Genomic DNA, 13,387 nt, shown 5'->3' with positions numbered 1-13,387 from the left:
GCGGCGGTGGAGGCAGTCCCGGAGCACGCTCTGGCCGGCGCGCTGCGTGACGGTGAGCTCGTCGACCGTGGCCTGGCATTCCTCCAGCGGGAGCACGACCTGCCCGCGGGTACGGTCGAGCTGTGCCGTCGCCGCGGTGTCCGGGGTGGGGCCGGCAGAGCTGCATCCTGCGACGAGGAACGGTGCCGACGTTCGAACGGTCGGTGTCGCCGAGAGGACTGCCGGACACCCCTCGCTCACGGCCGCACGAGCGGCAGGTGCGCGCCGAGGTCGGCCCGCACGCCCGAGGCGCGCACGCCGCCGGCCGCCGTCGCGTCCTCCCAGGTCGTCAGCCCCGTGGCCAGGGACAGCCATGTCACGGCGTCCATCTCCACGACGTTGGGCGGGGTGCCGCGTGTGTGCCGGGGCCCGGGGAGGCACTGGGCGACGCCGAAGGGCGGCACGCGCACCTCCACCGAGTTCCCGGGCACGCGGGTCGCCAGCTCCTCGAGCGCGAAGCGCACCGCCGTCGCCCGCGTGGGGCGCGGCAGCGCGGCGGCCGCCGCGGGGTCCTCCTCGTGGGCGCGTGCCCACGCCAGCAGCGCCGCGTGGCCCTCGACGACAGGCACCCGGCGGCGCGGGACGGAGCCGGTGGTCACGCCCGCGCCTCGAAGGCCGGCAGGACGTCCCCCACGAGGTCCCGCACCGGCGCGGCCAGGCGGATCTCGCCGACCGGCTCGCCCCGGCCGAGCACCGGGGGCACGACGGCGGCCAGCACGCCCGGCAGCGTCGCCCGGTCCACGTGGTCCGGGGCGAACCGGGCCAGCAGCGCGAGCGCGACCAGGTCGCCGGCCCGCGTGCCGCCGTCGAGCGCCTTGACGGCCACGGCCGTGCCGTCCGGCGCGGCCATGACGAGGACGCCGTCCGCGCCCACCTTGGCGAGCAGGCCGAGCTCGCGCATCACCACGGTGTTGGAGCTCGTCTCCCCGTGGACGGCCCACGGGTGCTCGAGCATCGCCGTGGCGACGGCGGCCGCGTGCGGATCCGCGTCGGCGCGGCCGGGCGCCGCGGCGACCCGCCCGATGCCGCGGGCCAGGCTCGCCAGCGAGATGACGGCGGCCGGGGCGCCGCAGCCGTCCACACCGGTGTGGGCCACCGGCTCGCCGCAGTATTCGGCGATCACCGCGTCCACCTCCTGCTGCAGGGGGTGCGCCGGGTCGAGGTACGTGGCGACGTCGTGCCCGGACGCCGCGCAGGCCGCGAGGAAGCCGGCGTGCTTGCCGGAGCAGTTGAAGGCCAGCGGGGTCGCGGCGGCGGCCTCGCCGTCGCGGCGGACCTGGGCGACCACCTCGGAGGTGTCCGCGGGCCAGGCCGGCGGGCACCGCAGGGCGGACGCGTCGAGGCCGGCGTCCGCGAGCATGCGCTCGGCCAGCGCCTGGTGCCGGAGCGTGCCCCGGTGCGAGCCGCACGCGATGGACAGGGCCTCACCCTCCAGCGCCGCCCCGTGGCGCAGCGACGCGATGGCCTGGAACGGCTTCAGCGTGGAGCGCGGGTAGATCAGCGCGTCCGCGGGGCCGAGGGCGGCCAGCACCCGCCCGTCGGGGCCGGTCACGACGGCGGCGCCCGCCGTCCGGGACTCGACGAAGCCGTTGCGGACGGTCTCCACGAGCTCGACGGCGTCGGACAGGGCGAAGGTCTCGCCCGCGGGGGCGACGGTGGCGTGGGTCATGCGGTCCAGGGTAGCGAGGGCCCCGGACGCGCCGGGCGTCCGGGGCCGGTGGGCCGGGTCCGGCGGCGTCAGCGGCTCACTCCGCGGAGAGCCGCCCGTCCACCATGGTCAGGGTGCGGTCCGTGGCGGAGAGGAACTCGTGGTCGTGTGTGACCATGAGCGTCGCCACCTGCTCCTCGCGGGTCAGCGTGCCCAGCAGGTCCACGACGGCGGCCGAACGCTCGCGGTCCAGGGCGGAGGTGGGCTCGTCCACGAGCAGCAGCGTCGGCGAGGCCATGAGCGCGCGCACGATGTTCACGCGCTGCCGCTGGCCGCCCGAGAGCTGGTGCGGGCGCTTGCCGGCCTGGTCGGCCAGGTCGACGCGCTCGAGCAGCTCCAGGGCCCGGGCCTTGGCGGCCCTGCGGTCGGCGCGGGTGGCGTCGCGGTCCAGGTGCACGGTCAGCTCGAGCTGCTCGGCGGCGGTCAGGGACGGGATGAGGTTCGGCTGCTGGAAGATCATGCCGATCTCCTGGCCGCGCAGCGCGGTGCGCTCCTTCCGGGACAGTCCGGCCATCTCGCGGCCGGCCACGGACACGCTGCCGGAGGTGGGCGTCACGAGGCCCGCGGCCACCGCCAGCAGGGAGGACTTGCCCGAGCCGGACGGGCCGACCATCGCGGTGAAGGTGCCGGGGAGCAGGTCCAGGCTCACCTCGTCCAGGGCCCGCAGCACGCCGCGCTCGCCGTCCGGGTACTCCAGCACGAGGTCGCGCACGGAGAGCGCGGGGATGGCGTCGGACGCGGCGGCAGAGCGCTCGCCGGCGACGCGGTGGGCGGCCGCCGCGGCCGGGATGCGGAGGGCGTCGAGGTCGGCCTGCGGGGCGGTGAGGGCGGTCATGGTGAGGTCCTTTCTCCAAGCGGGGGCGAGGCGGAGCCGAGGGGGACGACGGCGCCGGGCGGCGCCGTCGTCGGGAATGGTCAGTTGCCGCCGAGGGCGACCAGCGGGTCGATCCGGGTGACGCGGAAGACCGCGACGACGGCGGCGAGCATGCCGAGCACGAGGACCCCGGCGGCGGGCACCGCGGTGGTGGCCCACGAGAGCTCGAACGGGACGGCCCGCCCCGCGAACGCGCCGATCACGGCGGCCAGCCCGGTGCCCACGGCCACGCCGCCGACGAGCACGAACGCGGCCTGCGCGAGCGAGTCCTTCAGCACCCAGCCGTTCGAGCCGCCGAGGGCCTTGAGCACCGCGATGTCGCGGGTGCGCTGCACCGTCCAGATGGACAGGAACGCGATCACCACGAGCGCCGAGATGCCGTACAGGAAGCCCTGCATGGTCATCAGGGAGCCGTTCTCGGACCGGTAGCTGGGCAGGGCGGCGTAGGAGCCCTTCACGGTCTCGGCGACGGTGCCCGCGGCGTCGTCGCCGGCGGCGGCCACGGCGTCGACGTCGGCGCCGGCGTCGAAGCGCACGAGGCCGGCGGTGCCGAGCACCGCGTCGTCGGCGGTGTGCGAGATGGCGTTCCAGTCCTCGAGCGCCAGCCACGTCACGGGGGAGTGGGAGTAGTACTCGGTCGGCACGACGTCGGCCACGGTGTAGACGAAGCCGGAGACCGCGACGGCGTCACCCGCCTGGGCGTGGAGGGAGTCGGCCACGTCCTGGCTGAGCACGATCTGCCCGGGCTCGACGCCGGCCGGCGCGTCGGAGCCGTCCGGGGTGAGGCCGATGAACGCGGTGGTGGCCACGCCGGTGGTGGGCTCGCCGGACACGTCCGCGCGGCCCTGCGGGTCCGTGTCCACGGGGTGCTCGAGCCCGATGGCCCGGCCCTGGCTCACCCCGAGCGGCTCGACGGAGGCCACGCCGTCCGTGGCCGCCCACGCGTCGCGCTGGGCCACGGTGAACTCGGACTGGGTGAACGACGCGGTGGGCTCCTGGCCCGCCGCGCCGCCGAAGACCAGACGCTGCACGCCCTGCTCGCCGAGGCGGTCGATCGCGGCGGTGTTCTGTCCGCCCAGGCCGGCCGTGAGGCCGGAGAGCATGACGAGCAGCAGGCTGATGAGGGCCACCACGGAGCCCATGAGGGCGAACCGTCCGGTGGCGAAGCGGAGGTCGCGGAGTGCGAGGAACACGGGGCGCGTCCTTTCCTGAAGGGGTCTGTCCTGAGGTTGCCTCCACGGTCTCGCGCGGGGAGGGGTCGCGACATCACCCGCGGCGGCTGGACCCGGTCAACCGAATGGTTGATCCCGGCGGCGCACCGGCGCGGCCCCGGGGCCCGGGGGCGTTGTCGCGTCCGGGGCGCGCCCTAGGGTGGAGCCATGTCCGACGCACCCCGCGCCGCCGTGCCCCCCGCGCCCACCGAGACCGGCACCACCGCCGTGCTCGCCGGCCTGCGCGTGGCCCTGCACGTCACGTTCGCCGCGCTGCTCACCGTGGGGCTGGTGCGTGCGCTCGCGGACCGGTCCCCGGACGCGTCCGGTCCGTTCCCGGCCACCACCCTGGTGCTGCTGACCGCCGCGCTGGCGGGCGTCTACCTGGCCGGGACCGTGCTGGAGCGGCGCCGGTGGGCCCGGGGCGACGACGTCGGCCGCGGTCCGGCGGTCGCCTGGCTGGCCCTGGTGCTGCTGCTGTGGGGGCTGCTCGTGGCCCACCACGGCGACTTCGCGTGGGTCGCCTTCCCCCTCTTCTTCGTCGTCCTGCACGTGGTCGGCCGGGTGACCCGGCAGGCGTGGGTGCGCCACGTGGTCGGGCCCGTGCTGGTGGTGGCGATGGCCGTCGTCGTGGTGGCCGGGATGGCGGGGGGCGCCGGCGGCGTGCGGGTGCCGGCCGTGATCGGTCCGCTGGTGGGTGCCGCCGTGGCCGTGGTGCTCTCCGAGGCGTACCGTGCCCTGCACGCCGAGTCCGAGCGCCAGCGTGCCGTGGCCGAGCAGCTGCGCGCCGCGCAGGCGGAGCTCGCGCGCACGGAGCACCGGGCGGGGGTGAGCGCCGAGCGGGAGCGGCTCGCCCGCGAGATCCACGACACCCTCACCCAGGGGCTGGCCTCGATCGTGCTGGTCTCGCGCGCGGCCCAGGACGCGCTCGACGCCGCCGACCCCGCCCTCGCCCGGCAGCGCATGGAGACCGTGCGCGCCACGGCCGCCGAGAACCTCGCCGAGTCCCGCCGCTTCGTCCGCGACCTGCGCGGCACCGGGGCGCCGTCCCTCGTCGAGGCGCTCGAGCGCGCGGTCACCGGCTTCGCCGACCGGCAGGCCGCCGCCGGGACGCCCGTGGCCGCGGACGTCGAGGTCGTGGGCGAGCCGGTCGCGGTCGCCGAGGCCGTGGAGACCGCCGTGCTGCGGGCCGTGCAGGCGTCCCTGGCGAACGTCGGCGCCCACGCGGGCGCCCATCGCGCCCGCGTCACGCTGGGCTACCTCGGCGACGAGCTGACGGTGGACGTGGCCGACGACGGCGCGGGGTTCGACCCGGCCGTCGTCGCGGCCCGCACCCGGACCGGAGCCGCCGGTGCCGACCCGGGGGCGGGGACCGGCGTGGGACTGGCGAGCGTGCGCGAGCGCCTCGCGGCGGTGGGCGGCGAGGCCACCGTCGAGTCGGCCCCCGGCGAGGGCACTGTGGTGGCGCTGCGGGTGCCGCTGGCCGCCGCCGGGGCCGGCCGGGGCGCGGATCCCGAGCAGACCGAGAGCGAGGAGACCGCATGAGCGTGCGCGTGATGCTGGTGGACGACCACCCGGTGGTGCGGGCGGGGGTGCGGGCCGTCGTCGAGGCGCACCCGGACCTGACCGTGGTGGCCGAGGCCGCCGACGGGGCGGAGGCGATCGGCGTCCTGGAGGCGGGCGAGCCCGCGGTGGACGTCGTGCTGATGGACCTGCAGATGGGCGCGGGCATGGACGGCGTGACCGCCACCCGCGCCGTGCGGGAGCGGTGGCCGGGGGTGCAGGTGCTGATCCTGACGACCTTCGACACGGAGGCGGACATCCTCGCGGCCGTGAACGCGGGCGCCGCCGGCTACCTGCTCAAGGACGCCCCGAGCGAGGAGATCGCCTCGGCGGTGCGGCAGGCGGCGGCGGGGCGCAAGGCCCTGGCCCCGCAGGTCGCGGCCACGCTGATGGGGCGCATGTCCGGCGGCTCCGAGGTGCTGTCCGAGCGGGAGATCGAGCTGCTCGAGCTGATCGCGCGGGGCGCCACGAACAAGGTGGCCGCGAAGGAGCTGTTCATCTCCGAGGCCACTGTGAAGACGCACCTGGTGCACATCTTCCAGAAGCTCGGCGTGGACAACCGCACCCGCGCCGTCGACGAGGCCCGGCGACGGCGCATCATCCGCTGACGCGCAGGCCGGGGCGGCCGGCCCCCGCGGACCCGGTCCTGCTCAGCGGCGCCGCACGTACCGGGTGATCACCGCCGCGGCGACGGCGGCCAGCGCCAGCACGCCGAGCGCGGCGGGCAGGCTGAGGTCGCCGCGCTGGACGCCGAGCCCCCGCAGCGTCCAGAAGACGATCAGGGTGCACGTGAACATCACGCCGACGAACATCCAGGCCGTGCGCAGCCCGGGTCCCAGCCCCGCACCGGGCCGGTGGCGGGGGTCACGGGGATCACGGTCGTCACCGGGCTGACCGTGGTGGAGGGGAGGCATCGTCATGCGCTCCACCGTAAGGGCCACGGGCCGGGCCGGGCCAGGGCCACCGCGTAGGCTTCAGGCTCGTGAAGACCCTTGTGCTCGGCAACGGCGGCCGCGAACACGCGCTGCTCACCGCCCTCTCCCGTGATCCGCAGGTCAGCGCCCTCCACGCGGCGCCCGGCAACGCCGGCATGGCCGACCTCGCCACCCTCCACGCCGTCGAGGCCACCAACCCGGCCGCCGTCGTGGAGCTCGCGCGCGAGCTGGGGGCCGACCTCGTCGTCGTCGGACCCGAGGCCCCGCTGGCCGCCGGCGTCTCCGACGCCCTGCGCGAGGCCGGGTTCGCCGTGTTCGGCCCCTCGCAGGCCGCCGCGCAGCTCGAGGCGTCCAAGGCCTTCGCCAAGGAGGTCATGGCCGCCGCGGGCGTGCCCACCGCCGGCTCCCGCGTGTGCACCACCGCCGCGGAGGCCGCCGCCGCCCTCGACGAGTTCGGCGCCCCGCACGTCGTCAAGGACGACGGTCTGGCCGCGGGCAAGGGCGTCGTGGTCACCTCCGACCGCGCCGAGGCCCTCGCCCACGCCGAGGCCTGCTTCGCCGCCGGCGGCACCGTGGTGATCGAGGACTTCCTGGACGGCCCCGAGGTCTCCCTCTTCGTGATCTGCGACGGCGAGGCCGCCGTCGCCCTCACCCCCGCCCAGGACTTCAAGCGCATCCACGACGGCGACGCCGGCCCCAACACCGGCGGCATGGGCGCGTACACGCCGCTGCCGTGGCTGCCCGAGGGCTTCACGGACGAGGTCATGGACCGCGTGGCCCGCCCCGTGCTCGCCGAGATGGCCCGCCGCGGCACCCCGTTCACGGGCGTGCTGTTCTGCGGCCTGGCCGTGACCGCCGAGGGCGTGGAGGTCATCGAGTTCAACGTGCGCTTCGGCGACCCCGAGACCCAGGCCGTGCTCGCCCGCCTCGAGACGCCCCTGGGCGGGCTGCTCGCCGACGCCGCGGCCGGCCGGCTCGGCGCGGACCGTCGACTCGAGTGGAGCGACGACGTCGCCGTGGACGTGGTCATGGCCTCGGCCGGCTACCCGGCCTCCTCCTCGAAGGGCGACGTGATCACCGGGCTGGCCGACGCGGCCGGCCTCGAGGGCGTGCACGTGATCCACGCGGGCACCGCGGTGTCCGGTGAGGACGTGGTGACGGCGGGCGGCCGGGTGCTGGCCGTCGTCGGGCGCGGGGCGGACCTGGCCCAAGCGCGCGAGCGCGCCTACGCGGGCGTCGAGCGCATCCGGTTCGACGGCGCCCAGTGGCGCACGGACATCGGACTCAAGGCCGAGCGCGGCGAGATCACCGTGCCGGGGACGGAGGGAGCGAAGTGAGCGGGGAGCGCGTGGGGTTCACGGGGGCCGAGGCCCTCGAGCTGCCGGGCTGGCGGCACGTCTACTCGGGCAAGGTGCGGGACCTGTACGAGCCCGCTGACGCCGAGCCGGGGCGGTCCGCGACGCTGCTCGTGGTGGCCTCCGACCGGATCAGCGCCTACGACCACGTGCTGGAGCCGCCGATCCCGGACAAGGGCGCCATCCTCACCCGGTTGACCCTGTGGTGGTTCGAGAAGCTGGCCGAGGGCTACAACGGGGCCCACGCCGAGCCGGTCGAGCACCACGTGGTGAGCGCGGACGTGCCCGCGGCCGTGGCCGGGCGGGCGATGATCGTCAAGCGCCTGGACATGTTCCCCGTGGAGTGCATCGCCCGCGGCTACCTGACCGGCTCCGGCCTGGCCGAGTACCGCGCGTCGGGCACGGTGGCCGGCCTGCCGCTGCCCGCCGGGCTCGTGGACGGCTCGCGGGTCGACCCGCCGATCTTCACGCCGTCCGCGAAGGCCGAGGTCGGCGAGCACGACGAGAACATCACGTTCGAGCAGATGGTCGAGCGCGTGGGCACCGAGGCCGCCGAGCGCCTGCGGTTCCTCACCCTGGACCTGTACGCCCGCGCCGAGGCGATCGCCCGCGAGGCCGGCATCATCCTGGCGGACACGAAGGTCGAGTTCGGTGTGGACCCGGCCACCGGCCAGGTGGTGCTGGGCGACGAGGTCCTCACCCCGGACTCCTCCCGGTTCTGGGACGCCGAGGACTACGAGCCCGGCCGCCCCCAGGCGAGCTTCGACAAGCAGTTCGTCCGCGACTGGCTCACGGGCCCCGACTCCGGTTGGGACAAGACCAGCGGGGAGGCCCCGCCGGCGCTGCCCGCCGACGTCGTGGCCAAGACCCGCGACCGCTACGTGGAGGCGTACGAGCGCCTGACGGGCCGCCCCTTCGACGCCTGACCCGGACTTTCGAACGTGGGGTAGGCCCTCTGCCACGTTCGAAAGCGCGTCGGGCGCGCCACCCATCAGGCGAGCGAGTCCTCCCAGGCCCGGTGCAGCGCCGCGAACCGGCCGTCGGCCGCCACCAGCTCGGCGGGGCTGCCGTCCTCGATGATCCGGCCATCGTGCATCACGAGCACCCGGTCGGCGGTCTCGACGGTGCTGAGCCGGTGGGCGATGATCAGCGCCGTCCGGTTCCCCAGCAGCCGCTCCAGCCCGGCCTGCACGAGTCGCTCGCTCGGCAGGTCCAGCGACGACGTCGCCTCGTCCAGGATCAGCACGGCGGGGTCCGCGAGGAACGCCCGCGCGAACGACACGAGCTGCCGCTGTCCCGCGCTCAGCCGCCCGCCGCGCTTGGCGACGTCGGTCGCGTAGCCCTCGGGCAGCCCCAGGATGAAGTCGTGCGCCCCCACCGCCCGGGCGGCCGCCTGGATCTCGGCCTCGGTGGCGTCGGGCCGGCCGAGGGCGATGTTCTCCGCGATCGACCCGGAGAACAGGAACGCCTCCTGGGTCACCATCACCACGTTGCGCCGCAGATCCGCCTGGCTGAGTTCGCGCAGCTCCACCCCGTCCAGCGTCAGCGAGCCGGCAGAGACGTCGTAGAACCGGGCGATGAGCTTGGCCAGCGTCGACTTGCCCGCACCCGTCTGGCCCACCACGGCCACGGTCTGCCCGGCCGGGATCACGAGGTCGAACTCCGGCAGCACCACCCGGTCCGGCCCGTAGCTGAACACCGCGTCCCGGAACTCCACCCGCCCGGACGCCACGCCCGTCCCCGGAGCGTCGGCCCCGGGCAGCGGCGTGGGCTCGGCGGCCTCCACCACGGTGGGCTCCTCCTCGAGCAGGCCGGAGACCTTCTCGAGCGCCGCCGTCGCGGACTGCAGCGACGAGTAGAACATCGCCACCATCTCCATGGGCTGGAACACGCGCCGTCCGGCCAGCAGGAGCGCCACGAGCACCCCCACCTCGAGGTCGCCGTCGAGCACGCGCAGGCCCCCGGTCACGAGCAGCGCCGCCACCGTCAGGTTGCCCGTCGCCACGAGCACCGGCTGCAGGATGCCGAACAGGTTGAGCGTGGCCACCATGTCGTCCCGGTAGGCCGTGGCCAAGTCGCGGTACCGCGCGTCGTTGTCCCGTTCCCGCCGGAAGGCCTGGACCGCGCGGATGCCGGTCATGGTCTCCACGAAGTGCACGATCGACCGCGCCGAGGACACCCGCGACCGCCGGTACGCCTCCTCGGACCGCACCTGGTACCAGCGCGTCACGATCGCCACCGGCACGGCCGCGCCCAGCAGCACGAGGAACGACGGCGGGTCCAGCAGCAGGATGGACGCCGCGGTGAACGACATGAACATCAGCCCGGACACGAGCGAGGACACGCCCTGGTCCAGCAGCTCCCGCAGCGCCTCCAGGTCCGAGGTCTGCCGCGAGATCACCCGCCCGGACGTGTACCGCTCGTGGAACCCGAGGCTCAGCCGCTGCGTGTGCCGGAACACGCGCAGCCGCAGGCTGAGCAGCATGGCCTGGCTGGCCCGCGCGGTGAGCCACGTGTACGCCCCCAGCAGGCCCCCGGAGACGAGGGCCGCCGCCACGTACGCCCCGCCCACGGGGACGAGGATGGGCCAGACGGACTCGCCGGCCCGCACGGCCTCGACGACGCGCGGCAGCTCCGCGTCGATCGCCCAGGCGATGATCAGCGGCCCGGCCGCCCGCGCCGCGTTGGACACGAGCACGAAGACCACGGTGACCAGCAGCGTCCCCCGGACCGGCCGCGCGAGCTCGCCGAGCAGCCGGAAGGACCGGCGCCGGATGTGGCGGCGCTCCGCGCGGGTGTAGTCGAGGTCCTCTTCGGCCCCCACGCCGCGCACGCGGCTCACGTCGGCGGCGCTCATGCCTGCTCCTCCGGTCGGCTCGAGATGATGTGCCGGTACACGGCGCTGCGGGCCAGCAGTTCGGGGTGCGTCCCCACGTCCTCGATCCGCCCGTCCGCCAGCACCGCGACCCGGTCCGCCAGGGCCACGGTGGAGGGACGATGCGCCACGATCAGGGTGGTCGTCCCGTCGAGGACCTCGCGCAGGCGCGCGGTCACGGTCTCCTCGGTGCGCACGTCGAGGGCGGAGAGGGGGTCGTCCAGCACGAGCACGTCCGGGCGCGCCGCGATCGCGCGGGCGAGGGCGATCCGCTGGCGCTGTCCGCCGGAGAGGCTGAGGCCCTCCTCGCCGATCTCGGTCTCGACGCCGTCCGCCAGGTCCGCCACGAAGCCCGCCTGCGCGGTCTCGAGCGCGAGGTCGAGCAGGGCGTCCGCCGCGGGGGAGTGGAGGCCGTCCGCGAGCACGTCCGCCGGGGCGCCGAGCAGCACGTTCTGCCGGATGGTCGCGGAGAACAGCGTGGCGTCCTCGAACGCCACGGACACCCGCCGGCGCAGCTCCTCGAGCGGCATCCGGCGCACGTCCACCCCGTCCACGCAGACGGAGCCCGCCGTGACGTCGAGCAGCCGGGGGACCAGCTGCAGCAGCGTCGACTTGCCGGCGCCGGTCGCGCCGACCAGGGCCATCGTCTCGCCGGGCACCAGCTCGAGGTCGACGCCGTCGAGCAGGTCGCGCTCCCCGCGCCCCGGGTCCGCGTCCGGCCAGCGGAAGCGCACCCCGCGGAACGCGAGCGCGCCGGTGGCCGGGGGCACGACGGCGGCCTCCCCGGTGGGCGAGGCGATGTCCACGGGCGTGGCGAGGACGTCCACGTGGCGGTCGATCGCCGTGCGGGCCGAGAGCGTCATGCCCATCAGCTGGCCCACCGACTCGACCGGCCCGGCCAGCACGGCCGCGGTGGCGAAGTAGGCGGCGAGCGCGCCCACCGTCAGCTCCCCGGTCGCCACGAGCCACAGGCCCAGGGCGAGGCCCAGGCCCAGCACCGTCTCCGGCAGGGCCACGATGAGCGCGATGAACCGGGCCAGCACCGAGGCCTTGTGCACCTCGGTGCCCTGCAGCGTGCGGGCGCGCCCGCGGAAGCCGTCGAGGGCGTGCGCGCCGCGGCCGAACGCCTTGAGGACGCGGATGCCGTGCACCGACTCCTCGACGGACGTGGCGAGGTCCCCGGCCTGGTCCTGGGAGAGCCGGGACGCGGCGCGGAAGTCGTTGCGGAACCCGAACGACGCCCACATGATCGGCACGGCCGCGGCGAGGTAGAGCAGGGCCAGCTGCCAGGACAGCAGGAACAGCAGGACGAGGCCGACGGCGATGGTCACCACGTCCACCACGAGCATGACCGAGCCGAACGCGATCCACCGCCGCAGCAGCGAGAGGTCGCCCTGGGCCCGGGAGAGCAGCTGCCCCGAGGGCCACGCGTCGTGGAACGCCACCGGCAGGCGCTGGAGCCGTTCGAACAGGGCGATGCGCGCCCGGTTCTCCACCCCGGCGGCCGGCGGGAGGATGAAGTACCGGCGCAGGCCGATGAACGCGGCCTCGGCGAGGCCGAGCACGGTGAGTAGGCCGGCGGCCCGCCACACGTCCGCGCGGGAGTCGGGGGAGGAGGGCCCGGCGAGCACAGTCTGCGTGAACACGGTGTCCACGAGCAGGTGGATGACCTGCGGGATGGCCAGGGCCACGAGGCCCGCCGCCGTGGCCGAGGCGAGCCCGAGCACCCAGCGCGCCCGCACGCCCTCGAGGTACGGTGCGATCCCGCCCAGGGCGTCACGCAGGGACGAGGCGTCGGGAGAGGTGGCGCGGGTCACGGGGCCCCACTGTACCCGCGGCCCCGGACGGGACAGGCGGCTCAGCCCCGCGGGACCAGGTCCAGCACCACGGCCTCGGGCCGGCACGCGAACCGCACGGGCGCGGACGGCGCGGTCCCCAGGCCGGCCGACACCTCGAGGGGGACGGTCCGCCCCGCGGCCGTCCACGTCGAGACCCCGGAGGCCTGTCGGCGCGGCAGGTCGCAGTTGGTGACGAGCGCACCGAGGAACGGCACGCACACCTGCCCGCCGTGGGTGTGGCCGGCGAGCAGCAGGTCGGCGCCGTCGGCGGTCATGGCGTCCAGCACGCGGCGGTACGGGGCGTGGGTGACGCCCAGCCGGAACCGCCCGTCGTCACCGGGCCGCCCGGCGTTCTCGTCGGGTGCGGCGCCGGGGAAGCCGGCCCAGGCGTCCAGACCGAGGTGCGGGTCGTCGGTGCCGGCGGCGAGGACCTCGAGCGTGGTCCCGGCGCGGGTCGGCACGGCCAGGGCGGCGCCCCGGTTCGTCAGGTCGGCCCAGCCGGCGGCGCGGAACGCGCCGAACAGGACGTCGGAGGGAAGCCGGGGCCGGTCCGCGTCCATGCGCGAGGGGCCCGCGAAGTACCGGAGGGGGTTGGCCGCCTTGGGCGCGTAGTAGTCGTTGGAGCCGGGCACGAACACGCCGGGCCGCGCCAGCAGCGGCCCGAGCGCGTCGAGCACGAGCGGCACCGACGCCGCGGCGGACACGTTGTCACCCGTGTTGACCACGAGGTCCGGCTCGAGCGCAGCCAATCCGCGCAGCCACGCCCGCTTGGCCCGGTGCCGGGGCAGCAGGTGGATGTCCGAGAGGTGCAGCACCCGCAGCGGCGCCGACCCGGCCGGCAGCACGGCCAGTCGGTGCGTGCGCACCGTCCTGGCCTCGGCCTCGGCGAGGCCCCAGGCCAGGCCGAGGCCCGCCGTCGCGGCCAGCCCGGCGGCGGCAGGCGCTGCGGCGCGGAACATGCGCCGGGCGGGGGAGGCGGCGGGGCGCAT

12 protein-coding genes are annotated in these 13,387 nt (G+C 75.9%); 4 read left to right on the top strand and 8 right to left on the bottom strand.

The window, feature by feature from the left end; translation table 11 throughout:
* Nucleotides 1-236: 236 nt before the first annotated feature.
* The 4 genes from ACZ1IK_RS01250 to ACZ1IK_RS01235 form a co-directional block, all read right to left on the bottom strand.
* Nucleotides 237-638 (bottom strand): sterol carrier family protein, encoded by a 402-nt coding sequence (locus tag ACZ1IK_RS01250; RefSeq protein ID WP_036314253.1) that lies wholly within the window; start codon nucleotides 636-638, stop codon nucleotides 237-239.
* Nucleotides 635-1,708 (bottom strand): asparaginase, encoded by a 1,074-nt coding sequence (locus ACZ1IK_RS01245; RefSeq protein ID WP_465098227.1) that lies wholly within the window; start codon nucleotides 1,706-1,708, stop codon nucleotides 635-637. The genes ACZ1IK_RS01250 and ACZ1IK_RS01245 overlap by 4 nt, the downstream gene beginning before the upstream one ends.
* A gap of 76 nt (nucleotides 1,709-1,784) precedes the next feature.
* On the bottom strand, nucleotides 1,785-2,582 hold the full coding sequence (locus tag ACZ1IK_RS01240) for an ABC transporter ATP-binding protein (RefSeq protein WP_216881144.1): 798 nt from the start codon (nucleotides 2,580-2,582) through the stop codon (nucleotides 1,785-1,787).
* An 80-nt stretch (nucleotides 2,583-2,662) separates the two neighbouring features.
* On the bottom strand, nucleotides 2,663-3,814 hold the full coding sequence (locus tag ACZ1IK_RS01235; protein WP_158183960.1) for an ABC transporter permease: 1,152 nt from the start codon (nucleotides 3,812-3,814) through the stop codon (nucleotides 2,663-2,665).
* A 186-nt stretch (nucleotides 3,815-4,000) separates the two neighbouring features.
* On the opposite strand from ACZ1IK_RS01235, the gene ACZ1IK_RS01230 reads away from it, so the two are divergent.
* Together ACZ1IK_RS01230 and ACZ1IK_RS01225 are read left to right on the top strand one after the other, a co-directional pair.
* The gene (locus ACZ1IK_RS01230; protein ID WP_216881147.1) at nucleotides 4,001-5,377 is read left to right on the top strand and encodes a sensor histidine kinase; all 1,377 of its coding nucleotides are present in this window, start codon (nucleotides 4,001-4,003) and stop codon (nucleotides 5,375-5,377) included.
* Nucleotides 5,374-6,003, top strand: a complete 630-nt coding sequence (locus tag ACZ1IK_RS01225; protein ID WP_012751067.1) for a response regulator — start codon at nucleotides 5,374-5,376, stop codon at nucleotides 6,001-6,003. The genes ACZ1IK_RS01230 and ACZ1IK_RS01225 overlap by 4 nt, the downstream gene beginning before the upstream one ends.
* Before the next feature lie 42 nt (nucleotides 6,004-6,045).
* Here ACZ1IK_RS01225 and ACZ1IK_RS01220 read toward each other — a convergent pair whose 3' ends face one another.
* A complete protein-coding gene (locus ACZ1IK_RS01220) occupies nucleotides 6,046-6,315 on the bottom strand; it encodes a hypothetical protein (RefSeq protein ID WP_158183958.1) in 270 nt (89 codons plus the stop codon).
* Nucleotides 6,316-6,377: 62 nt separating this feature from the next.
* Here ACZ1IK_RS01220 and purD point away from each other — a divergent pair, with 62 nt between their 5' ends.
* Nucleotides 6,378-7,667, top strand: coding sequence for a phosphoribosylamine--glycine ligase (gene purD / locus ACZ1IK_RS01215; protein ID WP_044658866.1), 1,290 nt, complete (start codon nucleotides 6,378-6,380; stop codon nucleotides 7,665-7,667).
* Entirely contained in the window at nucleotides 7,664-8,611 is a 948-nt protein-coding gene (locus tag ACZ1IK_RS01210; RefSeq protein ID WP_049146822.1) for a phosphoribosylaminoimidazolesuccinocarboxamide synthase, read from the top strand. Before purD ends, ACZ1IK_RS01210 begins: the two co-directional genes overlap by 4 nt.
* A gap of 65 nt (nucleotides 8,612-8,676) precedes the next feature.
* Here the strand turns inward: ACZ1IK_RS01210 and ACZ1IK_RS01205 are convergent, their stop codons facing one another.
* From ACZ1IK_RS01205 to ACZ1IK_RS01195, 3 genes are read right to left on the bottom strand one after another with little or no spacing between them, the layout of a single operon-like run.
* On the bottom strand, nucleotides 8,677-10,542 hold the full coding sequence (locus ACZ1IK_RS01205) for an ABC transporter ATP-binding protein (protein ID WP_230278062.1): 1,866 nt from the start codon (nucleotides 10,540-10,542) through the stop codon (nucleotides 8,677-8,679).
* A complete protein-coding gene (locus ACZ1IK_RS01200; protein WP_036338247.1) occupies nucleotides 10,539-12,377 on the bottom strand; it encodes an ABC transporter ATP-binding protein in 1,839 nt (612 codons plus the stop codon). Before ACZ1IK_RS01200 ends, ACZ1IK_RS01205 begins: the two co-directional genes overlap by 4 nt.
* A gap of 41 nt (nucleotides 12,378-12,418) precedes the next feature.
* Nucleotides 12,419-13,387: a metallophosphoesterase gene (locus ACZ1IK_RS01195; protein WP_465098226.1), complete on the bottom strand. Its 969-nt coding sequence runs from the start codon at nucleotides 13,385-13,387 to the stop codon at nucleotides 12,419-12,421.

The organism is Micrococcus sp. CS26 (assembly GCF_055522295.1).
Note: the sequence above shows the minus strand (reverse complement) of the source record. Positions and strands in the feature narration are given on the sequence as shown.